Annotated in this window: 25 protein-coding genes and 1 tRNA gene; 15 read left to right on the top strand and 11 right to left on the bottom strand. The window is 64.0% G+C overall.

Going from position 1 to position 26,454, the window contains the following annotated elements:
• The first annotated feature begins 77 nt into the window (after positions 1–77).
• Both KUV26_RS08810 and KUV26_RS08805 read left to right on the top strand, forming a co-directional pair.
• Positions 78–776, top strand: coding sequence for an aspartate/glutamate racemase family protein (locus KUV26_RS08810; RefSeq protein ID WP_222508073.1), 699 nt, complete (start codon positions 78–80; stop codon positions 774–776).
• 22 nt (positions 777–798) lie between these two features.
• Positions 799–2,166 (top strand): NCS1 family transporter, encoded by a 1,368-nt coding sequence (locus tag KUV26_RS08805; RefSeq protein WP_261398771.1) that lies wholly within the window; start codon positions 799–801, stop codon positions 2,164–2,166.
• A gap of 67 nt (positions 2,167–2,233) precedes the next feature.
• Here KUV26_RS08805 and KUV26_RS08800 read toward each other — a convergent pair whose 3' ends face one another.
• The 4 genes from KUV26_RS08800 to KUV26_RS08785 all read right to left on the bottom strand — a co-directional run bounded on the left by KUV26_RS08800 (position 2,234) and on the right by KUV26_RS08785 (position 7,578).
• Entirely contained in the window at positions 2,234–3,580 is a 1,347-nt protein-coding gene (locus KUV26_RS08800; RefSeq protein WP_222508072.1) for an aspartate aminotransferase family protein, read from the bottom strand.
• Between the two features lie 79 nt (positions 3,581–3,659).
• Positions 3,660–5,108 (bottom strand): phosphonoacetaldehyde dehydrogenase, encoded by a 1,449-nt coding sequence (phnY, locus tag KUV26_RS08795; RefSeq protein ID WP_222508071.1) that lies wholly within the window; start codon positions 5,106–5,108, stop codon positions 3,660–3,662.
• Between the two features lie 17 nt (positions 5,109–5,125).
• Entirely contained in the window at positions 5,126–6,370 is a 1,245-nt protein-coding gene (gene phnA / locus KUV26_RS08790) for a phosphonoacetate hydrolase (protein ID WP_222508070.1), read from the bottom strand.
• Positions 6,371–6,390: 20 nt separating this feature from the next.
• The gene (locus KUV26_RS08785) at positions 6,391–7,578 is read right to left on the bottom strand and encodes a 2-aminoethylphosphonate--pyruvate transaminase (RefSeq protein ID WP_222508069.1); all 1,188 of its coding nucleotides are present in this window, start codon (positions 7,576–7,578) and stop codon (positions 6,391–6,393) included.
• Between the two features lie 77 nt (positions 7,579–7,655).
• Between KUV26_RS08785 and KUV26_RS08780 the strand changes: the two genes are divergently transcribed.
• From KUV26_RS08780 to KUV26_RS08770, 3 genes are all read left to right on the top strand, one after another.
• The gene (locus tag KUV26_RS08780; protein ID WP_261398772.1) at positions 7,656–8,600 is read left to right on the top strand and encodes a LysR substrate-binding domain-containing protein; all 945 of its coding nucleotides are present in this window, start codon (positions 7,656–7,658) and stop codon (positions 8,598–8,600) included.
• A gap of 586 nt (positions 8,601–9,186) precedes the next feature.
• Positions 9,187–11,040, top strand: coding sequence for an ATP-binding protein (locus KUV26_RS08775; RefSeq protein ID WP_222504371.1), 1,854 nt, complete (start codon positions 9,187–9,189; stop codon positions 11,038–11,040).
• On the top strand, positions 11,031–12,113 hold the full coding sequence (locus KUV26_RS08770) for an extracellular solute-binding protein (RefSeq protein ID WP_222508068.1): 1,083 nt from the start codon (positions 11,031–11,033) through the stop codon (positions 12,111–12,113). The genes KUV26_RS08775 and KUV26_RS08770 overlap by 10 nt, the downstream gene beginning before the upstream one ends.
• A gap of 25 nt (positions 12,114–12,138) precedes the next feature.
• Here the strand turns inward: KUV26_RS08770 and KUV26_RS08765 are convergent, their stop codons facing one another.
• From KUV26_RS08765 to KUV26_RS08755, 3 genes are all read right to left on the bottom strand, one after another.
• A complete protein-coding gene (locus tag KUV26_RS08765) occupies positions 12,139–12,570 on the bottom strand; it encodes a hypothetical protein (RefSeq protein ID WP_222508067.1) in 432 nt (143 codons plus the stop codon).
• 81 nt (positions 12,571–12,651) lie between these two features.
• Positions 12,652–13,476 (bottom strand): YdiY family protein, encoded by an 825-nt coding sequence (locus KUV26_RS08760; protein ID WP_222508066.1) that lies wholly within the window; start codon positions 13,474–13,476, stop codon positions 12,652–12,654.
• Between the two features lie 122 nt (positions 13,477–13,598).
• A complete protein-coding gene (locus KUV26_RS08755; RefSeq protein WP_315900095.1) occupies positions 13,599–14,555 on the bottom strand; it encodes a LysR family transcriptional regulator in 957 nt (318 codons plus the stop codon).
• Positions 14,556–14,698: 143 nt separating this feature from the next.
• On the opposite strand from KUV26_RS08755, the gene KUV26_RS08750 reads away from it, so the two are divergent.
• Positions 14,699–14,902 carry a hypothetical protein gene (locus tag KUV26_RS08750; RefSeq protein WP_222504375.1) on the top strand — a complete coding sequence of 68 codons (204 nt, stop codon included), beginning with the start codon at positions 14,699–14,701 and terminating at the stop codon, positions 14,900–14,902.
• Positions 14,903–15,189: 287 nt separating this feature from the next.
• Here KUV26_RS08750 and KUV26_RS08745 read toward each other — a convergent pair.
• The 4 genes from KUV26_RS08745 to KUV26_RS08730 form a co-directional block, all read right to left on the bottom strand.
• Positions 15,190–15,266: transfer RNA gene (locus tag KUV26_RS08745), tRNA-Arg, on the bottom strand.
• A gap of 101 nt (positions 15,267–15,367) precedes the next feature.
• Positions 15,368–16,753: a sensor histidine kinase gene (locus KUV26_RS08740; protein ID WP_222504376.1), complete on the bottom strand. Its 1,386-nt coding sequence runs from the start codon at positions 16,751–16,753 to the stop codon at positions 15,368–15,370.
• 15 nt (positions 16,754–16,768) lie between these two features.
• Positions 16,769–18,187, bottom strand: coding sequence for a dihydrolipoyl dehydrogenase family protein (locus KUV26_RS08735; protein WP_222508065.1), 1,419 nt, complete (start codon positions 18,185–18,187; stop codon positions 16,769–16,771).
• Between the two features lie 2 nt (positions 18,188–18,189).
• Positions 18,190–18,963, bottom strand: a complete 774-nt coding sequence (locus KUV26_RS08730; RefSeq protein ID WP_222508064.1) for a VTT domain-containing protein — start codon at positions 18,961–18,963, stop codon at positions 18,190–18,192.
• A 318-nt stretch (positions 18,964–19,281) separates the two neighbouring features.
• Here KUV26_RS08730 and rpmH point away from each other — a divergent pair, with 318 nt between their 5' ends.
• From rpmH to KUV26_RS08685, 9 genes are all read left to right on the top strand, one after another.
• A complete protein-coding gene (gene rpmH, locus KUV26_RS08725) occupies positions 19,282–19,416 on the top strand; it encodes a 50S ribosomal protein L34 (protein WP_008554144.1) in 135 nt (44 codons plus the stop codon).
• Between the two features lie 23 nt (positions 19,417–19,439).
• On the top strand, positions 19,440–19,865 hold the full coding sequence (gene rnpA / locus KUV26_RS08720; protein WP_222508063.1) for a ribonuclease P protein component: 426 nt from the start codon (positions 19,440–19,442) through the stop codon (positions 19,863–19,865).
• A 56-nt stretch (positions 19,866–19,921) separates the two neighbouring features.
• On the top strand, positions 19,922–20,176 hold the full coding sequence (yidD, locus tag KUV26_RS08715) for a membrane protein insertion efficiency factor YidD (RefSeq protein WP_222508062.1): 255 nt from the start codon (positions 19,922–19,924) through the stop codon (positions 20,174–20,176).
• A gap of 55 nt (positions 20,177–20,231) precedes the next feature.
• Positions 20,232–21,119 carry a tRNA 2-thiocytidine(32) synthetase TtcA gene (gene ttcA / locus KUV26_RS08710; protein ID WP_222504381.1) on the top strand — a complete coding sequence of 296 codons (888 nt, stop codon included), beginning with the start codon at positions 20,232–20,234 and terminating at the stop codon, positions 21,117–21,119.
• 66 nt (positions 21,120–21,185) lie between these two features.
• On the top strand, positions 21,186–22,730 hold the full coding sequence (locus KUV26_RS08705) for a putative bifunctional diguanylate cyclase/phosphodiesterase (protein ID WP_222508061.1): 1,545 nt from the start codon (positions 21,186–21,188) through the stop codon (positions 22,728–22,730).
• Between the two features lie 133 nt (positions 22,731–22,863).
• Positions 22,864–24,672 (top strand): membrane protein insertase YidC, encoded by a 1,809-nt coding sequence (gene yidC, locus KUV26_RS08700; RefSeq protein ID WP_222508060.1) that lies wholly within the window; start codon positions 22,864–22,866, stop codon positions 24,670–24,672.
• Positions 24,669–25,421: an MOSC domain-containing protein gene (locus KUV26_RS08695; protein ID WP_222508059.1), complete on the top strand. Its 753-nt coding sequence runs from the start codon at positions 24,669–24,671 to the stop codon at positions 25,419–25,421. Before yidC ends, KUV26_RS08695 begins: the two co-directional genes overlap by 4 nt.
• Positions 25,421–26,068 carry a ribosome biogenesis GTP-binding protein YihA/YsxC gene (gene yihA, locus KUV26_RS08690; protein WP_222504385.1) on the top strand — a complete coding sequence of 216 codons (648 nt, stop codon included), beginning with the start codon at positions 25,421–25,423 and terminating at the stop codon, positions 26,066–26,068. Before KUV26_RS08695 ends, yihA begins: the two co-directional genes overlap by 1 nt.
• Positions 26,069–26,073: 5 nt before the next feature.
• Positions 26,074–26,439: a DUF2946 family protein gene (locus tag KUV26_RS08685; RefSeq protein ID WP_222508058.1), complete on the top strand. Its 366-nt coding sequence runs from the start codon at positions 26,074–26,076 to the stop codon at positions 26,437–26,439.
• Positions 26,440–26,454: the final 15 nt, after the last annotated feature.

Below are 26,454 nucleotides of genomic sequence, written 5' to 3'. Positions count from 1 at the left end.
GCAATGGCGCCCCGGCGCATCCGGCTTGACGTGTTGTCAAATATTGTTAACAATAAATGACAACAAAGGAGGCGCATATGAAAATTCTGGTCGTCAACCCCAACTCGACCGAGACGATGACAGCGAAGATCGTCGAGGCCGCCAAGGCCGCTGCCAGCCCGGGCGTGACCATTCTGGGCGCGACCGCGGCCGGGGCACCGGCCAGCATCGAGGGCCATTTCGACGAAGCGATGTCGCTGCCAGGCCTGCTGGCGCAGGTGGCGGCGGGCGAGGAGCAGGGCGTGGACGGCATCGTCGTCGCCTGTTTCGACGATCCCGGCATCGGCGCCTGCCGCGAGCTGGCCAGCGGTCCGGTCCTGGGCATCTGCGAGGCGGCAGTGAAGGCCGCCAGCATGCTGGCGACCTCGTTCTCTGTGGTGACCACGCTGCCGCGTTCGGTGCCGGTGATCGAGCACCTGATCCACGGCTACGGCCTCAGCCACCAATGCCGCCGGGTCCGGTCCGCCGCGATCCCGGTGCTGGCGCTGGAGGAGGAAGGGTCCGGCGCCCGCGAGAAAGTCCGTGCCGAGATCCTGCGCGCCATCGAGGAGGACCATTGCGAGGCGGTGGTCCTGGGCTGCGCCGGCATGGCCGACCTCACCGCATGGCTCAGCGAGGAGACCGGCATCCCGGTCATCGACGGGGTCAGCACCGCCACGCGGATGGTCGAGGCGCTGGCGGGCAGCGGATTGAAGACCAGCAAAATCGGCGCCTATGCGCGCCCCAACCGGAAATAGTGGTATCGTCAGGGAGGAAGACATGACCATGAACGCAGAACTGGAAGCCGCGGTTGAAGGCGCCGGCATAGAGGACCACAGCAGCAAGGGGATCGGGGAGGAGAGCCTTGCACCGCAGGAAACGCGGATCATGGATCCGTGGTCCTACCTGTTTGCCTGGCTCGGCGGCTGCGTGTCGATCGGCACGTTCACCATCGGCTCCGGCCTGGTGGGCACGCTGAACCTGCTGCAGACCTTTGTCGCCATCGCCATCGGCTGCACGGTGATCGGCATCGCGCTGATGATCAACGGCCAGGCCGGCCACAAATACGGCATCCCCTTCATGGTGCAGGCGCGATCCGCCTTCGGCTTCGCCGGCACCCGCCTGCCGGCGCTGGTGCGCTCAGTCCCGGCCATCGTCTGGTTCGGCTTCCAGAGCTGGATCGGCGCCGGGGCGCTGAACCTCGTCTCCGACACGCTGTTCGGCTATGACAACATGGTGGCGTTCTTCATCGGCTTCCAGCTCTTGCAGATCGGTCTGTCGGTGCTGGGATTCCACGGCATCAAATGGCTGGAGAACATCGGGTCCGTCTTCATCATCGGCTCGCTGGTCTACATGTTCTTCAGCGTGATCAGCAAATACGGTGACGAAATCTCTGCAAACCTGGTCAATGTCGAAGGCACCTGGGGCGCGCCCTTCTGGGGAGCCACGATGCTGTTCCTGGGCATCTACAGCACCATGATGCTGAACGTGTCGGATTACTCGCGCGAGCTGCGCCGCAACGTCGGGCCGTTCCGCCAGGTGGCGATCTATGCCAACTCGATCCTGCCCGCGACACTGTTTATGGGGCTGATCGGTCTGATGGTCTCCGGTGCCACCGGCGAAGTTGACCCGATCAAGGTGTTCTCCAGCGCTGTCGACAACAAGCCGCTGCTGGTCATCACACTGCTGTTCATCGCCTTTGCGCAGGTCACCACCAACATCCTGAACAACGTGGTGCCGCCGGCCTACGCGCTGATGGACGTCTTCAAGATCAAGTTCAAGACCTCCGCCGTGATCGTCGGTCTGCTGGCCTTCGCCACCTTCCCCTGGGAGCTGGTAAAGGACGAGTCCGCCGCCGGCCTCAGCCTGTTCATCCAGACCTATTCCGCCTTCCTGGGCCCGATCTTCGCGATCCTGGTGGTGGACTACTTTATCCTGCGCAAGCAGGAACTGGATCTGGACAAGCTCTATGACGAGACCGGCCCCTATCAGGGCGTGAACTGGGCCGCAGTGATTGCCATGGGCATCGGGGTTGCAGCGGCGCTGATCTTCTCCGGCATCTCCTGGTACGCCAGCCTGCTGCCCGCCGGCGTCTCCTATTACCTGCTGATGCAGCACCTGCCGGCCGCCAAGCGGTTCCTCGACTGATCAACGGTATGGACTATCAAAGGAAAGCCCCGCCATCGGCGGGGCTTTTTATGCGCGCGGGGCCGGATCAGGCAGCGGCCTTGACCGCGGCAATCACGATGTCCAGCGCCCGGTCCAGGTCTAGCTTGGAAATCGTCAGCGGCGGCGACAGGGTCAGCACGCTGCCTTGGCTGATCTTGTAGCTGAGACCGGCCTCCAGGCAGGCGTAATAGATCCGCTCCGCCACGGCGATGCCCGGCGTCATGGTCTGGCGGTCCGCGACTATCTCCACCCCGAACATCAGCCCGCGGCCGCGGATGTCGCCCACAATGGGCACCTGCCCCAGCGCATCGCGCAGCCGTTCCAGCGCGTGGCGGCCCAGATCGGCGGATCGCTCCACCAGCCCTTCCTCTTCAATGATTTGCAGCGTGGTCAGGGCCGCACGGGCGGTGACCGGGTTCTTTTCGTGGGTGTAATGGCCGATGGCAAAATCGCCGCACACATCCAGATCGCGCCGCGCCACACAGGCGGCGATGGGCAGGATGCCGCCGCCCAGCGATTTGCCCAGCGTCACGATGTCAGGCACGATCCCGTCATGCTGGAAGGAGAACATCTGCCCGGTCTTGCCCAGCCCGGTGGGGATCTCATCCAGAATCAGCAGCACGCCGTGCTTGTCGCAGATCTCGCGCACCGATTTCCAGAATCCCGGCGGCGGCACATTGGGGACCGCGCGCATTGCCTCGGCGATGAAGGCGCAATAGTCGCCGTCGCGGCCCAGCACATAATCGATCATCCGGGCGCAGGCTTCAGCGCTGGCCTCCAGCGACTTGTGGCCATAGGCGCAGTTCGACGGGCTAAAGGGGGCCACATGCTCCGTTCCCGGCAGCAACGGCCCGGCGATATGGCTGCGGAAAGTGGCCTCTCCGCCGACCGAGGCGGCGCCGAAACCGGCGCCGTGAAACGCATCCCAGAAGCTGAGGGTCTTGAACCGCCCGGTGGCGGCGCGGGCGATCTTCAGCGCCACCTCATTGGCGTCGGAGCCGCCGGTGGTGAACAGGGTCTTGCCCAGGTCGCCGGGGGTGATCGCCGCCAGTTTCTCTGCCAGTTCCACTGCCGGTTCATTGGTGAAGCGGCGCGGCGCGAACGGCAGGTCATCCAGCTGCTGCTTGATCGCGGCAACAAGTTTCGGATGGCCATAACCCAGGTGATGCACCGAGTTGCCGTGGAAATCCATGTAGCGGCGGCCGTCCAAATCCTCGATCCAGAGACCTTCCGCCTTGGCGATGGTGCTGACGCAGGGGCTGGACAGGCTCTGGTGCAGAAAGGCGTCCGCGTCCCGCTCCAGCAGCGGCGCCGAATTGGGGCCGATAGATGTCTTCAGCCAGGCCTTGCGGGCCTCTGAAGTGTTGGATTCACCTTCCGTATGGACGAGCATGCGCCGCCTCCGTGCAGGGGGTCAAAAAGGGGGATGAAAAAGGCCGGGGCTGGATGGAGCCAGCCCCGGCAGGCCGGTGTCATTCCGGCCAGGGGAGGGAGTAGGTCTTGACGTTGGTGAAGAATTTCATCGCCTCAATGACGCCTTCCTTCACCCCGTTGCCGGAGTCCTTGATGCCGCCGAAGGGGGACATTTCGATCCGGTAGCCGGGCTGTTCCCAGATGTTGCAGGTGCCCACGTCCAGACCGTTGATATAGGCAATCGCCCGGTTCAGGTCATTGGTGCACACACCCGAGGACAGGCCGAATTCGGTGGAGTTGGAGATCCGCATCACTTCCGCATCATCATCCGGCACCCGGACGATCGGCACGATGGGGCCAAAGGTCTCCTCCATCACCAGCTCGCTGTTGTGCGGCACCTTGTCGACCACGATGGGCGGCAGCAGCGCCCCCTGGCGGCCGGGGTGATAGAGGATCTCGGCGCCTTCGGCTTCGGCCATGTAGACTCGTTTCTCGAACAGCTCCGCCGCCTTGTCGTGGATGACGCAGCCCAGTTCGGTCTCGGGATCCTGCGGGTCGCCGAACTTGATCTTCTGTGCCTTCGCCAGCACCATCGGCACAAAACGGTCGGCGACGCTTTCCTGCACCAGGATGCGCTTGATCGCAGTGCAGCGCTGGCCGGAGTTGCCGGTGGCGCCGGCCACGGCAATGGCAGCCGCCTTTTCCAGATCGCCATCGGACAGGTCGTTCAGCACAATCAGCGGGTCGTTGCCGCCCAGCTCCAGCGCCTGCCGCTTGTAAACGCCCTTCTCGGCAATCATCTTGCCCACCGGCACGCCGCCGGTGAAGGTGATGATGTCGATGTTTTCATTGGTGATCATCTCGTCACCAATGTCCTTGGGCCAGCCGGTGACCACCTGGAACATCTCCGGCGGCAGGCCCGCTTCGTACAGGATATCGGCCAGCGCGATGCAGGTGAGCGGTGTCAGCTCGGTCGGTTTGCAGACCATGCAGTTGTTGGTGGCAATGGCAGGCGCAATCTTGTGGCTGACCATGTTCAAAGGGTGGTTGAACGGGGTGATCGCCGAGATCGCCTTCACCGGCTCTCGCTTGGTGAAGATCTTGCGCGCCTTGCCGTTGTGGGTCAGATCGCAGGAAAAGATCTCGCCATCATCCTTCAGCGCCTCGGCCGCTGCAAACTGGTAGACGTCCTGGGCGCGCTTGGTCTCATAGATCGCGTGCTGATGGCATATTCCCAGCTCCAGCGTCAGCCATTTGGCCAGCCACTCCCGCTTCTCCCCGATCAGCTCCCCTGCCCGCTGCAGGATCTGGCTGCGTTCATAACGGGTGAGCTTGGGATTGTAGTTCGCGGCAATCTCAAACGCTTTGCGGGCGTGCTCGGCCTGGCCCGCGGGCACATGGCCCACCACCTCGTTGGTATAGGGGTAGAGAACCGGCACGGTTTCCTCGGTAAAGACCACCTCGCCGCCGATGCGCATGCCCTCATTGCGGATGTCGATATTGCTCATCATCTGATCCTTCATGGTTACAGCGCCGCCGCCTGCGCGGCATAGAAAAACGCATCAAAGTTGCGCAGCACCGGACGCTCCGGCAGCGGCAGGACGCGGTTGCAGATGAAGGGTACCTCCTGTTCGGTCAGCCCGCCATGGCTGCGCAGCGGCTCGTTCAGCGCGGCCAGGTCGTGGCGGTGCTCCGATGTGCCGATGCAGATGTTCTCGCCCGAAACCAGGATGATATCGCCAATCCGGTCGGCGGGCAGTTCGAACCGGGCCACCGCCTCCTCGCGGGTCAGCACGTCGGTGATCGCGTCATAGCCCGCAAGCCGCTCCATGATCTCCGCCCGGTCCGCGCCTTCGGGCAGGTAGCAGGTGGCAAAGGAGCCGAGCGCGCCGTGGTGCACCACATAGGGGTCGGTGATCGGCAGGATCACCCGCGCCTTGCCCGCGCCCAGCCAGTCGTCCATCAGGTCCTGCACATAGATCACGCTGGGGGAGCCATCGGCGTGGTGCTTGGGCTTCATGCCATGGTCGGCGGTCACCACGATGGCGGCACCCAGCGCATCAAGTTCCGTCAGGTACTTGTCGAACATCTCGTAGAAGGCCTTGGCCTCGGCCTGATCGGGGCTGTACTTGTGCTGCACATAGTCGGTGGTGGTCAGATACATCACATCCGGCGCCCATTCCTTCAGCAGCTTCACACCGGCGGCAAAGACAAACTCGCTCAGTTCCGCCGAATAGACCTCGGGCTGCGCCATGCCCAGCCACTCGCTGGCCTTCTCCTGGCCATGCTCCGCCGCCGTAGAGGTGTCGGATTTCTCTGCCGAGAAGCATTTGGCGCGATCATCATCAAACGACAGGCCTGCGCCCAATAGCGCCCGCAGCTTGTCCTTGGCCGTGACCACCGCCACCCGCGCGCCCGCATCGTAGAACGCCTTGAACACCGTGGGCGCCCGCAGGAAGCGCACGTCGTTCATCATCACCTCTTCGCCGGTATCCGGGTCGATCAGGTAGTTGCCGCAGATCCCGTGCACCACCGGCGGGCGGCCGGTGGCAATCGACAGGTTGTTGGGGTTGGTGAAAGAAGGCACCACCGAATGCGCCAGCCGGTCGGTGCCTTCCGCGCGCATCCGCTGCAGCGTCGGCATCAGACCGTCGGCGATCGCCTTGTCCAGGTATTCCGGCTCGCAGCCGTCCAGGCAGATGGCAATCGCGCAGGTCTTGGGCACGTCATAGGCGCGGCCGTTTGCCACGACGGGGGATTGAATGGTCATGTCTCGAAGTCCTTTGTTATTCAGGCGGCCAGTTTGGCGCGTTCTTCCAGCGCCGCGGCGGGCGGGGCCGCGCTGGCGACGCCCATTTCGGCAAGCGTTTCCTTGGCAGCAGTAACAACCTGCCGCATCACGTGTTCATCCATCTGCCCGATGCAGCCGACCCGGAAGCTGTCCACAACCGTCAGCTTGCCGGGGTAGATGATAAATCCCTTCTCCTTCATCAGCTCATAGAAACGGCCGAAGACGAAATTCGCATCCGCAGGGCAAAAGAATGTGACGATGATCGGCGACAGCCAGCGGTTCTGCAGCAACGTCTCGAACCCAAGTTCACGCATGCCGGCAACCATCACGTCACGGTTGCGGGTGTAGCGGGCGCCGCGTCCCTCGACGCCGCCCTCGGCCTCATGCGCCTTCAGCGCCTCCAGGAAGGCCGCCACAACATGGGTCGGCGGGGTGAACCGCCACTGGCCGGTCTTTTCCATATGCGCCCACTGGGCATGCACATCCAAGGACAGCGAATGGCTGTTGCCCTTGGCGGCCTCCAGCTCCGCCTTGCGGGCGATGACAAAGCCGAAGCCCGGCACGCCCTCAATGCATTTGTTGGCCGAGGACACCATCGCTTCATAGCGGATCTGCGAGGGCTTCAATTCGATCGCGCCAAAGGCCGACATCGAGTCGATCAGCAGCTTGCGGCCCGCGGCGTAGACCGCCTCGGAAATCTCCTCCACCGGGTTCAGGATGCCCGAGGAAGTCTCGCAGTGGATCGCCACCACATGGGTGATCGACGGGTCGCATGCCAGAATGGCGGCAACCTCATCCCCCCGCGGCGGCAGGTAGTCCCCCTTGTCCAGCACCTGATGGGCGCGGCCCAGGTATTGCAGCGTTTGCGCCGAACGCAGCCCGTAGGCGCCGTTTGCCAGCACCAGCGCCTTGCCGTCGCGGGGCACAAAGGACGCCAGCATCGCCTCCACCGCAAAGCTGCCGGAGCCCTGCATCGGCACGCAGTCGAATTCCCCGGCGCCCTCGCCCAGGAGCGCCAGCAGGCGGCTGCGCATGTCGCGGGTCATGGCGCGGAAGTCATCGTCCCAGCTGCCCCAGTCACGCAGCATCGCCTGTTTCACCTCATAGGATGTGGTCAGCGGCCCAGGGGTCAGAAGATATGGCTCACCCAGAAAGGGCGGGTCGATCTGCGGTGCGGAAGCGGTCATTGCCTGTCTCCAATGAATGGTTCGAGTGCATGATTGCGCCAGCCTCTTTTATATGTAAAATTGCAAAAAACAATTCAATGATAGGCTGCGCCTATAAACTATCGCAGGGACGGATCATGCGCCATTCGCAGCTCAAGGCCTTTCACCATGTGGCACTCCTGGGCGGCTTTTCCCGCGCTGCCGAAGCGCTGCACCTCACCCAGCCCGCGATTTCCGAACAGGTGCGCAAGCTGGAACAGGACCATGATGTCCTGCTGTTCCGGCGCGAAAAGAAGCGGGTCTTCCTGACCGAAGCAGGGGAGGAACTGCTGCATCTGACCAAACAGTACTTCGAGGTGGAAACCCGGATCGGGGATTACCTGTCGGCAACCCGCGCCGCAGTTGAGGGCGAATTGCGCATCATCGCGGATTCGGCTCAGCACATGACCGGCTTCCTGGGGCCGTTTCAAAAACGCTATCCGAATGTCGTCATCTCGCTGCGCGCGGGAAACACCGGCGAAATCATCGATGAGCTGCGCGACTACAATGCCGAGATCGGCGTGGCCGGCAGCCTGTCGCCGGGCAAGGACATGAGCGTTCTGAACCTCGGCGCCACCGGCATCGTGGCCTTTGCGGCCCGCGGCCTGCTGATGGCCTCGCAGAAGGAGTTGTCATTCCAGGAGCTCGCGCAGCTGCCGCTGGTATTCCGCGAGGAAGGATCCAAGACCCGCGAGAAGGTAGAGATGGCGGCCCGCGAAAAGGGGGTCCGGCTGAAGCCCGCAATTGTAGCCGAAGGACGCGAGGCGGTGCGCGAGCTGGTCGCCTCCGGCGCGGGGATCGGGTTTGTCTCCGAGGCCGAATTCGGCCATGACGACCGCCTGGTCAAATACGGCCTGCGCGACGCCGAGCTCACAATGAGCGAAAGCATAATCTACCTGACCCAGCGCCGCGATGTCCGGGTGATCCGCGCCTTCATGGACTTTGCCTCCGGCATCCAGGCCGGAAGAGACGCCCGGCCGGGCGCTGCGCAACCGGGCCCATAAGTCCGCTCCCGGAGGCCTTCTCCCGCCGCTCAGAGTAGTCCGGGAGAAAGGCCCGGGCGGTGGTCCGGCAGATCTCCGCCGCCCCTTCCCGGCTGAACTCATCGGGGTGGGCATGAAAATCGGTCCACAACTCTTCCAGCAACGACATGATTGCCATCACCAGCTCCTCGGGATCGCCCTGGTGCCGCAGGCATCGCACAGTGCTTTGCAGCAGTCGCGCACAGGCCTATCACGGCGGCATCTGCCTGACCGCCTCGCTCAGCGGCAAGCCGAACGAAAGCCAGAGGCCCGCAGGGGCAGCCGCCAGCCCGCAACCGGGCCAATTGATACACCGCCTGCGCCGCGACAGGGGCCCTGCGGCCGCCCCGGCACCCGCGGTGTCCCGGTAGATTTCTATTCAGTGAAAGAAGACAGAAGCCCCCGGTTCCTAGCCGGTTCCGGGCAACGCAAGATGGCGCGCTGGTTAAACTTTTCGCTTTACCCGATTCATTGAATCGCAATGGTTGCTTTGCAGAATGGAAATTCAGTTCTAGTCTGCCGGAACCCGCCGCAAGGACTTACCAGAAAAGCAATACTCCGGGCGTATATGACGAAGCAGCGTGTTACTCGAAAATATCTCCGGCTGCGCGGCGGCATTGCCCTGGCAATCCTGCTGGCGGCCGCTGTGGCCGCTTTCTGCGTTACATTGTCCGGTCATAGAAGCGTCGCCCGCGGGGCGGAAAACACCAGGGTGCTTGACCAGCTTCTGGTCTCCCTGGCCGAACTGTCGCTGGCCTTTGACGAGTTGAGGGACGATCCGGGCAGCCAGAAGGCGGAGATTGCGCGCGGCCGGATCCGGCGCAGCGCAAGACCCTTGGAGGACTCTCTGGCGGAACTGACCGGCTCCCGCGCGCTTGCGGCCTTTTCGCCGCGCGCGCAGGAGATCCTGACGCAGCCGGCGCTGAACCCCGTCTCCGAACTCCAGGACATCCTGATGCTGACCGGGGTGCTTGCAGATCCAGCTGCAAACCGGCAGGCCGCAACCGATGTGAAGGCAGCGGCTCTGGCCACGGACATGGCAAGGAGGATGCTGCCGGTTTTCATGCAGGTGAAGGAGGCCGAGGCCCGGACCAGCCGCGCTGCCGCGAAGACCCAGCTGCTCTATGCGGCGGCAGCTGTGATCATCGGTGCCATAGGCGTTCTGGTCACCGCCCGGTTCGTGCACCTTCCGATGGAACGCTTCATCATCAGCGCTCAATCCGAGATCGAGGCGAGCCGGCGCAAGGCCGAAGCGGCCTCGGAAGCGAAGTCGGTGTTTCTGGCAACCATGAGCCACGAAATCCGCACCCCTCTGAACGGTGTGCTGGGTCTGGCGGAGCTGCTGAACGATTCCAAGCTCGATGACCAGCAGCGGCACATGGTCCGGATGATGATCATCAGCGGTAATTCCCTGCTCAGCATCATCAATGACGTCCTGGATCTCTCCAAGGCCGAAGCCGGCAAGCTGGAAATGGAAGCAGAGGCCTTCAATGTCCGCGCGGTGTGCCTGGAGGTCATCGACCTGTTCTCCGCACGGGCCCAGAGCGCCAGGATCAGCCTGCAATTGCACGTGTGCCCGGAAGTCAGCAACTGGCATGTGCTGGGGTACGGCACCGCGATCCGTCAGATTGTTGTCAACCTGGTGAGCAACGCATTGAAGTTCACCGAGAACGGAACCGTCGAGGTGAAGCTGGAAGAACTGCCTCCGGCCCCCGGCGGCGCACGGATGATCCGTATTGCCGTGCGCGACACCGGAATCGGCATTCCGCCGGAAGCCCAGGAACGGATCTTCGAGCAGTTCGCGCAGGCGGATGCGACGACAACCACCCGGTTTGGCGGAACGGGGCTCGGCCTCGCCATCGTGAAGAACCTCACCCAGGCGATCGGCGGCAAAATTGCACTGCAGAGCGCGGAGGGCGAAGGCGCTGAATTCACGGTGGAGTTCCCGGCGGGGACTGTTCCGGCCCCTGCAGCCGTTTCCGAGCCGGAACCGGTCAATGCCTCGTTCAGCAAGAAGGTGCTTGTAGTCGATGACAACAGGGTCAATCAGATGGTTGCGGGCAAGATGCTGGAACGGCTGGGATGCACCGTCATCACCGCCGGAAACGGGTACGAAGCGGTTGACCTGGCGCAAAGCTGGATGCCCGATCTGGTGCTGATGGATGTCCGGATGCCGGACATGGACGGGCTCGACGCCACCCGCGCGATCCGGGCGCGGGAGCAGGAACTGGGCCTGGACCCGGTGCCGGTCATCGGCCTGTCCGCCAACGCGATGAGCGAACAGCGGTCCGAAGGGCTGGCTGCAGGAATGGACGACTACCTGGCGAAGCCGGTCAACAAAGCGGCCCTCGCCGCCGCGTTGACCCGCCTCTGGCCGGCCGAGGCCGGAACAGCCCGCAAAGGAAGCACGAAATGCGCTTGAAATCTTTCACTGCCGCAGCACTTGCGGCTGCAACAGCGATTGCGGCCCCGGCAGCAGCGGACACCGGACAGGTGCGGCTCTACAACTGGAGCGGCTACATAGACCCGGACACCCTCGCGGATTTTCAGGATACCACCGGCTCGGCGGTCGTGCTGGACACTTATGGCGATGCCGACGAGGCCGAAGCGCGGCTGATTGCCCGCGGCACCGGCTACGACCTGGCAATCGTGACCTCTGAAACTGTCGGCCGTTTGGCGGAGGCAGGGGCGATACGGGAATTCAGCTTGTCCGGCATTCCGAACGCCGCATCGCTCGACCATCAGCTGATGCAGCTTTTCCTGGCATCCGTCCCGCAGGCCGAAGGCTATGCAGTGCCGTATCTCTGGGGAACAACCGGCATTGCCTATGACCGCAGCGCGGTGCTGGAACGCCTGCCTGAAGCACCGCTCGACAGCTGGGCGCTGGTGTTCGATCCCGGCAACGCCAGCAAGCTTGCCGGCTGCGGCATTTCAATTGTCAATTCGGTTGAAGAGGTCGTGGCCGCCGCGCTTGCCTATCTTGGCCTGGACCCGCAATCGCAATCAGAGCAGGATCTCGACGCCGCCTTTGCCGTGCTGTCCGGCATCGCGCCCTATGTGCGGACCTTCGACTCCTACCAGTATGATGCTCTGCTCGGCGGAGAGGTTTGCGTGGCGGTTGCCTGGAGCACCGAAGGGCTGGCCCCGCAGCTGGAGGAGGGAAGCAGCAGGTATCAGTATGTCATGCCCAGAGAGGGCACCAATTTATGGGCTGACCTGTTTGTCCTCCCCAGCGATGGCAGCAATCCCGAGGCGTCGAGCCGGCTGGTGGACCATGTGCTTCAGCCGTCGGAAATGGCGCGTGCGACACTTTTCACCAATGCCACAAGCAGCGTCCCGTCCTCCCGCGCGGAGATCAGCGATCCCAGCTACGACATTCCCGCGCTGACACTGCCGCCGGAAGTCCGGGACAGGCTCTATTTCGTCAAACCCCGCAGCGGCGCCGAAAAACGAGAACTCGACCGCCGCTGGCGGCTGCTTCAGATCGGGCTTTAGCGGCGCAGCCATCAGTTGCAGCCCCTCACTGCGCCTCCGCTCCGCCTGGAGGCATGACACCACGCCCGGATATCATGCCGAGGCTTGCACAGGCGCGGAGCACCTGGTGGTAGCTGCGCCTGACAGTTCTCTCATCAATGCGGTCTGTGTCCGTGAACGGCAGCACGAGCGTCCGGTCGATTTCCCCGAGAACGGACACCGAAGACAGATCGCTCAGCAGGTTGTCCAGGGCGCCGGTCCGGATCAGCACCAGGCTTCCGCGCATCCAGGGCAGCGTCGGGATCGACAGCAGCCGGTCGAATACATGTTCAGAGGACGGGCAGATCCCGGCGACGACCAATTGCGGCCCCGCCGAAGCGCCCACGAGCCGGTAGCCAAGGACCGTGCCGTCTGCTGCCGCGGTCAGTGCCTCGGTGTAGCCGAAATCCGCTTCCGACAGTTTCTTCCAATTCGACATGGGTAATCCCTTCCGCATTGGGTGTTCGAAAAAGGGGGCGGATCGCTCCGCCCCAAGGTGTCGAGGGAAACTGCGGTTTCGTCAGAAACCGTAGACCAGGGACACACCCAGTTTGTTGTCGGTGCTCTTCAGGCCCGGCAGCGGATCGCTGTCCCACTCGGTACGGTAGGACACCCGGGTCGAGAGCCGGTCTGTCATCTTGAAGTTGAAACCCAGGTCGTTGGTCACCACGGTGTCCTCGTCCGAGAACAGCACATCGGTGTCCATGGTCAGGTTCACGGTATCGCTGATGGCAAAGTAATAGCGCGATGCCGCGATGCCGGCGAAATCGGTGCTGTCATTGCCCAGCTGGTCTTCAATGTAGCGCACGCCGGGGCCGGCCTGGATCCGCCAGGTCTGCTCCGGGGTGTTGATCACCCGGTAGCCCGGACCGAAGCCGACGAAGGCGTCGAGGCGGTTGGAGTCGAAGTCGTCGTAACGCACCGATCCCAGGCCGAACAGGTAGAACTGCCCGGTGAAGTAGCGGTTCACGTCATAGGTGACGAAAATCTCTTCCTTGTTGCGCACGTCATTGTCTTCCGAGAACTCACCGGCGAAGCCGAATGTGTGGTTCCAGGGGCCGTTGCCGTAGCGCAGGCGGCCTGCGAAATCGAGGTCGGCGGTGTCGGTGTTGCCGGAGGTGCCGGAAAAGCCAAGCGAAGCGCTGCCGGTCCAGCCTTGGGCGTACTGGTTGGTGCTGAAGCGGTCCTTGTCGCTGCCTTCCGCCAGGTCGTCACCGACATCTTCCTGAATATCGTCGATGCGGTCGTCCAGATCCTCGATCCCGACGATTGCGCCCTGCGCGAAAACAGGAGCAGCCACCAGAAGAGCCAGGACCGACGCGGCCAGAGTGTTGCGTTTTTTCATGGGTCTATCCTTTTCCAACAATGTGACCCGTCCCGAAAGAGCGGGGGCATCTCTGCCAAGGCTGGAGATAGGAAATTCGATGAAATTAGTGAAATTCGAAATAATTGACAATGAAACGAGTATTACTCATTTAATTCCTGATTTTCAGTGTTTCCAAGCACTTCAACCGTGTGGCTGGCGCTGATATCGCAAAGCTCGGCCAGGACCGCGCTCTGGTCGGCATCGACTTGTGACTGAACTGCCACAAGGGTGGCCTCTGCGGTAGCGCGGACTTCCGGATCAAGGTCGTCGCGCCAGATCGACCACACCGGGTACGGAAACACAGGCGCATCCGGCACCAGGTGCAGCCTGCCGTCATCCAGGTACTTCTTGATATAGCGCGCAGGCAGATAGGCCGCGGCCCGGCGCGAGACGATGTATTCTGCCGCCATCGCGCCAAGCGACAGCGTGAGACCGGGGTTTGTCAGGTCCGGCAGCTCCAGCGCGTGGGCATGGACGAACTCCGGCCCCCAATCGACAAAGACATAATGCGGCACGATCTCTTCAAATGCCGCTGGCCAAGACGCTGCCAGGACAAGCTCCTCCTCAATGACCTTGCGGGCCGTCAGGCCGGGCCGCAGCTGCGGATTGTACATCAGCCCGATCTGCACGACGCCTTCTATGAGGAACCGCATGATCCGGTCCGGCATGCCAAGCTCTGCCCGGATGTTCAGGGTCGGCATTTCCTGCTGCATCGTATCAATCCAGCCGAAGCCGAGACGGGGCCAAAGCGAATACTGCGCGCCGACAGTCAGGGATTTGGTATAGCCTTCCGGCACCCCCACCTGCTGGCGCGCCTCTTCCCAGATCTTGATCAGAGACAAGGCGTACCGCTCAAATTCGCGGCCTGCCGAAGTCAGCTCCGCACCTGCCTTGGAACGGGTGAACAGGGGTTTGCCCAGGGAATCCTCCAGGCGCTGCACGCGCAGGCTGACCGCGGACTGGGTGACAAACAGCCGTTCGCTGGCGTTCACGAAAGATCCGGTGGCGGCGACTTCGAGAAAAGTTCGGACCAGGCTGATGTCCATTGCAGCACCCATGAGAATTACTTGAGATAACCATATTTCTTATTCGTTTTCCTGCTTTCAGGAAACCCTCTAATCAGAAGACATGGAGGCGGGCCGAAACAACTGCTCCGCCGCCAAGGCAAGTGAACCCCTTGTGTTGGGAAAAGGAGACTAAGATGAAACTTCATGCTGTCCGCAAGATGACCGCCGTGGCTCTGATTTCAGCCGGGGTTGCTTTGTCAGCCTGCTCGACCGACCAGGCAATCGACAACACCGTAGGCGTCGCGGCGGGCACAACCAAGGTTGTGGCCAAGGGCGCGGTCGGCGCAGGCAAGCTGGCCTACCGCGGCGGCAAGGCCATTGTCGGGGCCGGCGAGTGACCCGGCGGCCATAGCTGCCACAGACAGAATTCCGGCGCCTGCAAGCGTTCCCCTTGCAGGCGCTTTTTGCGTGACGTGCTTGCGTTGGCCTCCCGCCGGCCGCAGGGTCCGTCCGCCTCTCCCTTGATAAGTCCAGGGAAAGCTTTGCGGGTAAGGGTCCCAAACCCGGCACACCGTTCAAGGGCGAAGCCTGGCAGACAAAGGTGCGGGCGGGGATGCCGCAGGTGCGGGAACGGCAAATCCCGCCTCAGCTGACGGAACTTAATTCTGCCATGTAAATTGGGAAGTGGCGGACCGAGGAGGATTCGAACCCCCGACCCCTTGATTCGTAGTCAAGTACTCTATCCAGCTGAGCTATCGGTCCACTGCGGCGGGGTTTAATCATAGCACCGGGGAGTCGCAACCCCAAAAACAAAAATAGTGTCATGCGCCTGTCACTTTACTGCGCCGCCGCCGGTGCGGCAGTCAGAGGGCTCCGTCGCCCTTGGGCAGGCAGATCTCGAAAACAGTGCCGTCAGGGCCGGTTTGCTTCAGCTTCACGCAGCCTCCGTGGCCGCGGGCCAGTTCGCCGGCGATCGCCAGCCCCAGACCGGTGCCGCCCTTGCGGGCGCCGCCCTGGAACGGGGTGAACAGATTATCCTGCGCCTTCTTCGGCAGGCCCGGCCCGGTGTCGGCAACGGTGATGTACCAGGCCGCGTCCTCGTCGCGCGCATCGATGGTGATCCGCCCCGGCCTCCCCGTTGCGGCAATGGCCTGGCGGGCGTTACGGACCAGATTGAGGACGATGCGGAACAGCTGCTCCGGGTCGGCCCGCAGCATCATCGGCTTGGGCACCGCGTTGACGATCTCCACCGCCTCGCTGTCCGCCGCCAGCAGTTCGCTCTCGGCTATATCGGCGGTGATTTCCTGCAGGCAGACCACGCCGAAGGTGGGCGACGGCTCCTCCGCCCGGCCGAAGGCCAGGGTGCCCTCGCAAAGGGACACAGCCCGGGTGATCGAATTCACCAGTTTCGGCGCCAGGCGGCGCACCAGCGGGTCCTCGCTCATCTCGATACGGTCGGTGAACAGCTGCGCCGAGGTCAGGATGTTGCGCAGATCGTGGCTCACCTTGGCCACCGCGCCGCCGAGCTGCGCCAGCCGCTCGCGCTGTTTCAGCGCCTGGGTCAGCTCGGTCTGCAGCTGCATCAGCGCCTCCTCCGCCTCGCGCAGCTCCACCACGCTGGAGCTGGGGTGGATGATGCCCCGCGCATCCTCCGGCGCCGCCGCATAGCGCTGCATGTAGCCGACCACGCTTTTGATAGGCTTCACCAGCACGATCCGCACCGCAATGAACAGCAGCACCGCGGTGAAGACCGAGATCACCGCCGAAAGGATCAGGATCCGCACCCCGTAGTCGATCATCGCCGCCCGCAGCGGCGCGGTTTCCATGGTGACTTCGATCAGAAGCCCGGCATCGCGCACCGGCGCGCCGATCACCCTGATGATCTCGTTTTCCGGCGTGGCCAGCCGCATCAGCGCATCGCGGATCAGGGTCATGGCACCGGCCATGCGCAGATCATAGGTGCCGGTGATCTCCCGCGGGATCGGCGAGGCCAGCATCAGCTGGCGGATCTCGTCGCGGCGCAGCACCACGTTGTAGACGCCCGCATTCTCCAGGAGCTCGGCTTCCAGCTCGGTCTCCAGCATGTCATCCGCCAACAGCGCCAGCGAGGCGATCTGCGCCCGCTCCAGACGGTCGGCCAAGTAATCCTCGCGGAACCGCGCGATCGACGGCACGAAGATCAGCACCTCGGCCAGCATCACGAAGACCGTCGTCAGGATCAGGAATCGGCCCGAGAGCGTGTTGAGCATGAAGCCGCCTTCAGTTCATGAAATCCAGCGCTGAACAAAGCGCACTGCGCGTTTAATGAGGCTGCTTTCAAACAGCCGCGGGGAGAAATAGGCCCCCGCCGCCCGTTTGTTAATCTCGCTTATGCTGGGATAAGGTGCAACCATTGCGGCCACTTGGCTCATTTTCAGATTGCCGGCGATGGCCATCGACCACAGGCTGATGAGCTCCCCCGCCTGATGACCCGCGATGGTGGCGCCAACCGGGCGGCCCTTGACCACCATAACCTTGATGAAGCCTTTGGCCTTGCGCTCGGCAATGGCGCGGTCGTTGTGGGCGTAGTCAAACCGCGCCACCTCCAGCTTGACGCCATAGCGGTCGCGGGCCTGCATCTCGGTCAGCCCCACCTGCGCCAGCTCCGGGTCGGTATAGGTGGCCCAGGGGATATGGCTGGTCTTCGCCTTCGACGGCAAGCCGAACAGAGCGGAACGGATGATGACGCTGGCGTGATAGCCCGCCACATGGGTGAATTGCAGTCCGCCCGCCACATCGCCGATGGCATAGACGTGCTTGTTGGTGGTGAGCAGGCTCTCGTCCACCTTGATGCCATTGCCTTCGGTTTCGATCCCGGCAGCGGCAAGGTTCAGCCGTTCCATGTTGGACTTGCGCCCCACCGCCATCAGCAGATGCGAGCCGCGAAAGCTGCTGCCGTCCCTGGTTTCGACCTCGATCGCGCCCGCCTGGCCGGAGACACGCGAGACCATGGCGCCCTCGGCAATCTCCACGCCTTCGGCGCGCAGCGCATCCAGCACCACCGCCGCGGCTTCCGGATCGTCCTTGCCCAGCGCCTTCAAGCCTTCGATCACGGTGACCTTGCAGCCCAGCCGCACATGCGCCTGCGCCATCTCCATGCCGATCGGGCCGCCGCCGACGATCAGCAGATGCTCCGGCTTTTCGCGCAGATCGAACAGGGTTTCATTGGTCTCATAGGGGATCTTGTCCAGCCCCGGGACCGGCGGCACCAGCGGCGAAGACCCCGTGGCAATTACCACCCGCCGCGCAGTGATGCGGTATTCGCCGGCCGCGACTTCAGTTTCCGAGACGAAATGCCCGAACTCGCGGATCACCCGCACGCCCAAACCCTCGAACCGCTCCTGGCTGTCGACCGGGGCGATGGTTTCGATGACCTGCTGCACATGATCCTTGGCCGCGGCGTAATCCGCCTGCGGCACCTGATCCGCCACGCCGAATTCCGCGGTATGCGCCTGCCTGTGCGCCGCCTTGCCGCTCGCCAGCAGCGCCTTGGAGGGCACGCAGCCGTAGTTCAGGCAGTCGCCGCCCATCTTGTGGCCTTCCAGCAGCACCACATCGGCGCCCATCTGGCTGGCCCCGGCCGCCACCGACAGCCCGCCGGAGCCCGCTCCGATAACCAGAAGATCGCATGTGATCCGGCTCATGTTCACCCGTCCTTCCTGGCTTGGCCGCGCAGGTTGCCGCGCACCGCTTTCACGATGATCGGCATCGCCGCCAGCACGCACAGGCCCAGGATCGGGCCGATCACATGCGGCTCCCACAGCAGGCTCAGGTCCGGCTCGCCGCCGCGGTCGAAGACAGAGCCGACGCCGACGCCGATCCAGGTGAACACAATGGCGCCCGGGATGATCCCCATTGCGGTGGTCCACAGGAAGTTGCGGAACTTCACCCCCACCAGCGCGGGCAGCAGATTCGCCACAAAGAACGGCACCGCCGGCACCAGCCGCAGCAGCAGGAGCACCTCCACCTCGTTCTCGCGCAGCGCCTGTTTCAGCATCCGCACCCGGCCTTCCGCCGCCTCCATCTTGGCCGTGAGCCAGGCCCCCAGCCCCATGCGCGCGGCCAGAAAGATGCCCGCCGCGCCGATGGTGGCGGAGACCACGTTCAGCGCCGTGCCCGCCGCCAGCCCGAACAGGAAGCCGCCGGTCACCGAGGCCACCGCCGCGCCGGGCAGCGAAAACACCACGATCACGATGTAGATCCCCATGAACAGCCCGACGAGGCCAAGGTAATTCTGATCCCGGAACGCCATCAGCGCCTCGCGGTTGTCGCGCAGCGTGTCAAAGGTCAGGTAGTCCTTCAGCACCACAGCGCCAATCAGCGCCACGGCCGCCACCGCGATCAGCGGCAGATGGCGGGCGGCACCCGGCTTGGCGCTCTTCTCGGGCCCGGTTTCCGGGGTCTCTGTCATGTCACTCATAGGTCCGTCTCAATTGAAGCCCCTTGTAGCTACGCATAAATTGGCCACGGCGCGAGAGCAGGCAGCCCCGGATCACAGGCGCTTGATCGCCGCCCCGCAATTTGTGAGCTTTGTGGCAGAATCACCCCTGTCATGTTACCTCCGCCCCGTCCGGACGGGCCGTCCGGGGCAGTTTTCGGCAGAAATGTTGCACTTTGCCCGGAAAAGGCGGCCCGCAGGGTTTGACTTACCCGCCATTCCCTCCTAAAGACCGGGCTTCGAGATAGACCCCGGGCGGGCGATTCCGCGCACCCGAAGAAAAATGTGGAGACCGGAGCGATGAAACGCACCTATCAGCCTTCGAACCTGGTTCGCAAACGCCGCCACGGCTTCCGTGCGCGCATGGCCACCAAGGCAGGCCGCAAGATCCTGAACGCACGCCGCGCCCGCGGCCGCAAAGAACTGAGCGCATAAGCTCAGTTCCCGTTCTGACGGACATGACACCGCCGGAGGCCCCCAAGGACGGCAACGCTGCCCGCGGGGACACGCCTCCGGCGGTGTCCGTTTGCGCACCGGATGCGCAAAAGATCGAGGTCATGGCCAAGCGCCGTGATTTCCTCGCCTGCGCCCGCCCGCCTGCCCGCAAGCAGGGCACCAAGGCGATGATGCTGCAGGGCCGCAACCGCCAGGATGACGGCGGCATCCGCATGGGCTTCACCTGCTCCAAAAAGGTCGGCAACGCCGTGGCCCGCAACCGCGCCAAGCGCCGCCTGCGCGAGGCCGCGCGGATGATTCTGCCGACCCATGGCCGCCCCGGCTGGGATTACGTGCTGATCGGCCGCGCCGTGGAAACCGCCCAGCGCCCGTTCGAGGAGCTGAAGCGCGACCTGATCTACGCGCTTAAGAAGATCCACGGCCAGTAACAGCACCGGCTACTGGCTGCATTGCCAGCCGGCCGCCCTGCCCTTATTTATCCTGCATGACCCCGCTGGCTTATCTCTTTGCAATCCCTGTGCGCGCCTACCGGCTGCTGTTCAGCCCCTGGGTTGGCTTCAACTGCCGCTATCAGCCCACCTGCTCGGCCTACGCATTGGAAGCATTGGAAAAACATGGGGCCATCAGGGGCGCCTGGCTGACAGCCCGGCGCATCGGCCGCTGCCACCCCTTCGGCGGCGACGGCTATGACCCGGTGCCGGAACACAAGGCCCGTACGCGGGACAGCACCCACGGCTGACCCCTGCACAGCTTTTTTCCTTGGCAAAACGCCGCTCCTCGGCTAGGGCGCGGCCATGCTTGATGATGATCTGGACGAAATCCATCCGCTGTTTGCCGGCGCCCCCGCGACCACCGAGTTCAAGAAGCTCCGCAAGCGCATTGTGCGCTATGCCCGCGAAGCGATCGAACAATACGGCATGGTCGAGCGCCGCGCGGACGGCAGCACGCCGAAATGGCTGGTCTGCCTGTCGGGCGGCAAGGACAGCTATACCCTGCTGGCGGTTCTCTACGAGCTGAAGTGGCGCGGCCTGCTGCCCGTCGACCTGCTGGCCTGCAACCTGGACCAGGGCCAGCCGGGCTTTCCCGCCACCGTGCTGCCCGAGTTCCTGGAAAAGATGGGCGTGCCGCACCGGATCGAATACCAGGACACCTATTCCATCGTCGTCGACAAGGTGCCGCAGGGGCGCACCTACTGCGCGCTGTGTTCGCGCCTGCGCCGCGGCAACCTCTACCGCATCGCGCGCGAGGAGGGCTGCTCGGCGGTGGTGCTGGGCCATCACCGCGACGACATCCTGGAAACCTTCTTCATGAACCTGTTCCACGGCGGCCGCCTCGCGACCATGCCGCCCAAGCTGGTGAACGAGGAAGGCGACCTCTTCGTGTTCCGCCCCCTCGCCCATGTGGCCGAGGCCGACTGCGAGAAATTCGCCCGCGCGATGAACTACCCGATCATCCCCTGCGATCTGTGCGGCAGCCAGGACGGGCTGCAGCGCCAGCAGGTGAAGCAGATTCTGGACCAGTGGGAATCAAACTCGCCCGGACGCCGCCAGGTGATGTTCCGGGCACTGATGAATGCGCGGCCCTCGCATCTTCTGGACCCGAAACTGTTCGATTTCGCGGGTCTCGCGCTGAAGAATGCCGATTCCGTGGCGGAAAATCCGGAAATTCCCAAGCTGCGTTAACTCCCGGGTTATCTCAGCACCTTAGTCTCGAGGCCGAACGAACGGCTGCAGACGAAAGGTCTGAGAATGACAAAAACCGGTTCAGGCTATCTGGCACGCCTCCGGCAGACCCTTGCTCCCGCACTTTCCGGGCCGGCCATGCTTGCCTTCCTGCCTGCCCTGACACTGGCCACATTCTGGCTCGGCGGCGAAACCGCGCTGCTGGCTGTCGCCCTGGGCCTGCCGGTGCTGTTTGCCGTGGTTGGCGGCTTCAGCAAGCGCGGCCGCGGCGGCGTGCCGCGCGACTCGGTCACCGGCATGATGCTGCGCGACGGCTTCGAACAGGAAACCGCCCGGGTTCACGCCGAATGCCGCGACGGCGGGCTGCGCTCCGCCGTCTTCATTCTGGAACTGGACGATTACAGGGAACTGACCGACCGCCACGGACAGGAAGCCGGCGACAGGATCATGCAGCACAGCGGCGCCCAGATCGTGTCGGTGCTGCGCCAGAATGACACCATCGCCCGGATCGGCGACAGCCGTTTCGCCGTTTGCCTGGCACCGACCCTGCAGCTGGACCTCGAGCTCTGCATCCAATTGGCCGGGCGGATGCAGGCCGCGACCGAGGAACCGGTGGCGCTGGACGGCACCACCATCTACATGACGTCCTCGATCGGGTTCTGCCAGCACAGCCGGGCGCCCGGCACCACCAGCGCGGAATGGCACAGCGCCGCTGTCGCCGCCCTGTCGGAGGCACAGGGCAACGGCCCCGGCGGCATCCGCGCCTATTCCACCGATATGCCGGAGCATGCCGGCGGCCGCTCCAACCTCCGCGAAGAGGCCGCGGCAGCGCTGGAAAGCGGCCAGATCCAGGCCTGGTTCCAGCCGCAGATCTGCACTGACACCGGCCGGGTATCGGGGTTCGAGGCGCTGGCGCGCTGGCTGCACCCGGTGCAGGGGCTGATTCCGCCCTCCACCTTCCTGCCCGCGCTGGAGGAAGCCGGGCTGATGGACCGGCTGAGCCAGGTAATGCTCTATAACGCGCTGGTCGCGATCAGGGCCTGGGACGACGCCGGGGTGAAGGTGCCCTGCGTCGGAGTCAACTTTGCCACCCAGGAGCTGCGCAATCCGGGGCTTGCCGGCCGCATCAAGTGGGAACTGGAGCGTTTCGACCTGCCCGCAAGCCGGCTCTGCGTGGAAATCCTGGAAACCGTGATGAGCGATCAGCCCGACGACGTGGTCACCCGCAACATCCTGGCCCTCAGCGAGCTGGGCTGCCCGATCGACCTGGATGATTTCGGCACCGGCCATGCCTCGATTTCGGCAGTGCACCGTTTCAACATCTCCCGCATCAAGATCGACCGTTCCTTCGTGATGAAGGCCGACCAGGATCCCGAGCAGCAGAAACTGATCTCCGCCATCCTGACGATGGCAGAGCGGCTGGAGCTCGACACCCTCGCCGAAGGGGTGGAGACCGCGGGCGAGCACGCCCTTCTGGCGCAGCTGGGCTGCGGCCATGTGCAGGGCTTCGGCATCGGCCGCCCGATGCCGTTCGACCAGACGCTGGACTGGATCACCGCCCATGAGGCCAAGCTGCAGGATGCGCCGGTGATCGGCCGCCGGACGCCCTGAACGCTCAATTCCTTTGATTTTCTGCCGCAGCGGAGCCCTTTGACGCGCCGCTGCGCCGCGATTCTGCTTGACCTTTGCGGCCCACCTCTGTTGAACCCCACGTGTCCTTCCCTACACGAGGTGGCAGTCCCCAATGGACGATCAGAACAAAAATCTAATTCTCGCAACCGTACTCAGCTTTCTGGTGATCCTCGGGTGGTATACCTTCTTCCCGCCGCCGGAACCGGAACAGGCGCCGGAAACCGCGATCAGCGAAACCGCCCCCGCGGACGGCACCGCCGCCGCGCCCAGCGCCGCGGGCGCCGACGCGGTTGCCGATACCGCGCCGGAACAGGCCGCCGCGCCGGATGCGCCCCGCGTTGCCATCGACACGCCCCGCGTCACCGGCAGCATCTCGCTGCAGGGCGGCCGGATCGACGACCTGTCGCTGAAGGACTACCGCGAGACGCTCGATGAGAATTCCCCGATCGTCAAACTGCTGAAACCGGTGGGCGAGGCCGGCGCCTATTACGCGCTCTACGGCTGGGCTCCGGGCGCAGGCCTGACCCTCGACGACGTGCCGGGCGCCAACACCGTCTGGTCTGCCCCGGACGGCGCCACCCTGTCGCCGGACAGCCCGGTGACGCTCACCTGGGACAACGGCAAGGGCCTGACCTTCTCCCGCACCATCGCGGTCGATCAGGACTACATGTTCTCGGTCACCCAGTCGGTTGCCAACGCCTCCGGCGGCACCGTGTCGCTGGCGCCTTACGGCACCCTGGCCCGCCACGGCCAGCCCGCGGGGTTGAAGAACTTCTTCATCCTGCACGAGGGCCTGGTCGGCATGACCGACGGCGAGCTGGCCGAGATCGATTATGACGACATGGCCGATTTCGACCCCGACCCGCGCGACGGCTCCAAGTCCAGCGTCAAGCAGGTCGAAGCCAATGGCTGGATCGGCTTCACCGACCACTACTGGATGTCGACGCTGGTGCCCGCCCCGGGCCAGGGCTTCCGCTCGATTGCCAAGTTCGACGAACGCCGCGAGATCTACCAGACCGACGTCGTGCTGCCGACCGTCACCGTGGCGGAGGGCCAGTCCTCGGAAGTCACCACCCAGCTGTTTGCCGGCGCCAAGGAATGGGACGCCATCCGCGGCTACGAGAAGGCGGGCATCGCGGGCTTCCTGGACGTGATCGACTGGGGCTGGTTCTTCTTCCTGACCAAGCCGATGTTCTGGCTGCTGCACAATCTCAACGTTCTGATCGGCAACATGGGCTGGGCGATCATCGGCCTCACGGTGGTGATCAAGATCCTGGTGTTCCCGCTGGCTTATAAATCCTACGCCTCGATGGCGAAGATGAAAGAGCTGCAGCCGGAGATGGAGAAGCTCAAGGAGCGCGCCGGCGACGACCGCCAGAAGATGCAGAAGGAGATGATGGAGCTCTACAAGAAGGAGAAGGTGAACCCCGCCGCGGGCTGTCTGCCGATCCTGATCCAGATCCCGATCTTCTTCTCGCTCTACAAGGTGATCTTCGTCACCCTGGAACTGCGCCACGCCCCCTTCTTCGGCCCGTTCCAGGACCTCAGCGCGCCGGATCCGACCTCGATCATGAACCTCTTTGGCTTGCTGCCCTTCGATGCGCCGGCACCGGAGAGCATCCTGGCGCTGGTGTTCATCGGCATCCTGCCGATCCTGCTGGGCATCTCGATGTGGCTGCAGCAGAAGCTGAACCCGGCGCCCACCGACCCGACCCAGCAGATGATCTTTGCCTGGATGCCCTGGGTGTTCATGTTCATGCTCGGCGGTTTCGCCTCCGGCCTGGTGGTCTACTGGATCGCCAACAACACGATCACCTTCACCCAGCAGTACCTGATCATGCGCAGCCACGGCTACAAGCCGGACGTGTTCGGCAACATCAAGTCGAGCTTCAAGAAGAAGCCGAAGGCGGAGAAGGAATGACCGCAAAGGTCTCAGAAATCTGGCGCCACCCGCTCAAATCCCATGGGCGGGAGGCACTGGAAAGCGTCACCATGATCGCCGGGCAGACCATGCCCGGCGACCGCGTTTGGGCGGTCGCGCATGAGGCGTCCCAGGCGGACGGCTCCGGATGGTCGCCGTGCCAGAATTTCACCCGCGGTGCCAAGGCGCCCCAGCTGATGGCGGTCAGCGCCCGGCTTGACGACGCCACCGGCCGGCTGACGCTGAGCCATCCGTTGCAGACCGATCTGACGTTCGACCCGGAGAACCCGGCGGACCTGCAACGCTTCCTCGACTGGGAAAAGCCGCTGCTGCCCGCAAACCGGGCGGCATCCACCCGCATCGTCCGGGTGCCGGGGCGCGGCATGACCGATACCGATTTCCCCTCGATCACCCTGTGCAACCGGGCTTCTCACCGCGCGGTGGAGCAGGCCATCGGCCACGAGCTTTCCCCGCTGCGCTGGCGCGGCAACATCTGGTTCGACCTGGGCGAAGCCTGGGTCGAAAACGCGTGGCTTGGCCGCGAGGTGCAGATCGGCGGGGCCGTCTTTGCGGTGCGCGAGCGGGTCACCCGCTGCCTGGCGACCGCCGCCAACCCCGAAACCGGCGAACGCGACGCCGATACGCTCAAGACCCTGAAAGAGAATTGGGGCCACCAGGATTTCTCGGTCTACGCCGAAGTGGTGCGCGGCGGCGAGATCCGCCTGGGCGACGCGGTAAAGGTGCTGTGATGCAGATGCAATTTTCCCTGGCCGAAGCGCCGGACGACATTTCCGCCGAAAAGGGCCGCAAGCTGTTTGCGGGCGAGACCGAGTTCCTGAAGGGCGTGGTCGCGATGAACGGCCTGCCCGATGCCGACCGGGTGGAGGTCTGCTTTGCCGGCCGCTCCAACGTCGGCAAGTCGAGCCTGATCAACGCGCTGACCGGCACCAAGGGCATCGCGCGCGCCTCCAACACGCCGGGGCGCACCCAGGAGATCAATTTCTTCACCCAGGGCCCCGATCTCTATCTGGTCGACCTGCCCGGCTACGGCTATGCCAACGCGCCGCTGGCAGTGGTGGAGAAATGGCAGAAGCTCCTGAAGCAGTACCTGTCCGGCCGCCAGAACCTGCGCCGCGCCTTTGTGCTGATCGACAGCCGCCACGGCATCAAGAAGGTCGATGCCGAGATCATGAAGCTGCTGGACAGCTCCGCCGTCACCTTCCAATGCGTGATGACCAAGGCCGACAAGGTCAAGGAAAAGGACCGCGCCAAGGTGCTGGAGCAGGTCAAGGGCGCACTGGCGAAACACCCTGCCGCCTACCCCGAGATCGTGCTGACCTCGTCCGAGAAGGGCGACGGCATCGCCACCCTGCGCTCGATCATCGCCGGGCTGTAACACACGTGCTCAGCCGCCTGCCCTCCCTGCTGGTTGTGATCGCCCTGGCCGTCGCCGGGCTGATCCCAGCTGGCTGGATGCCGGCCTCGGCGCAGGACGGCAAGGTGCTGCTGGTGATCTGCACCGGCCACGGCCCGGTGGAAACCTGGGTCGATCTGGACAGCGGCGAACCCCATGCTCCTGCGGAGCAGATGGAGGACCGCAGCTGTCCGTTTGCGGCCCTTGGCGCAGTGGCACTGCTGCCGGACAGCCTGACTGATCTGAACGTCAACAAACCTCTCAGCGACCGCTGGTCGCGCGAGGCCTTCACCCATCACACCGCCGGGTTCCACTGGCGCTATGATGCCCGCGGCCCGCCCGCGCTCTCCTGACTTTCTGAACACAAC

This window comes from Leisingera daeponensis, from assembly GCF_019801465.1.
Classification (GTDB): Bacteria; Pseudomonadota; Alphaproteobacteria; order Rhodobacterales; family Rhodobacteraceae; genus Leisingera; species Leisingera daeponensis_A.
The sequence above is the reverse complement of the archived record's forward strand: the minus strand, read 5'-3'. Positions and strand labels throughout refer to the sequence as shown.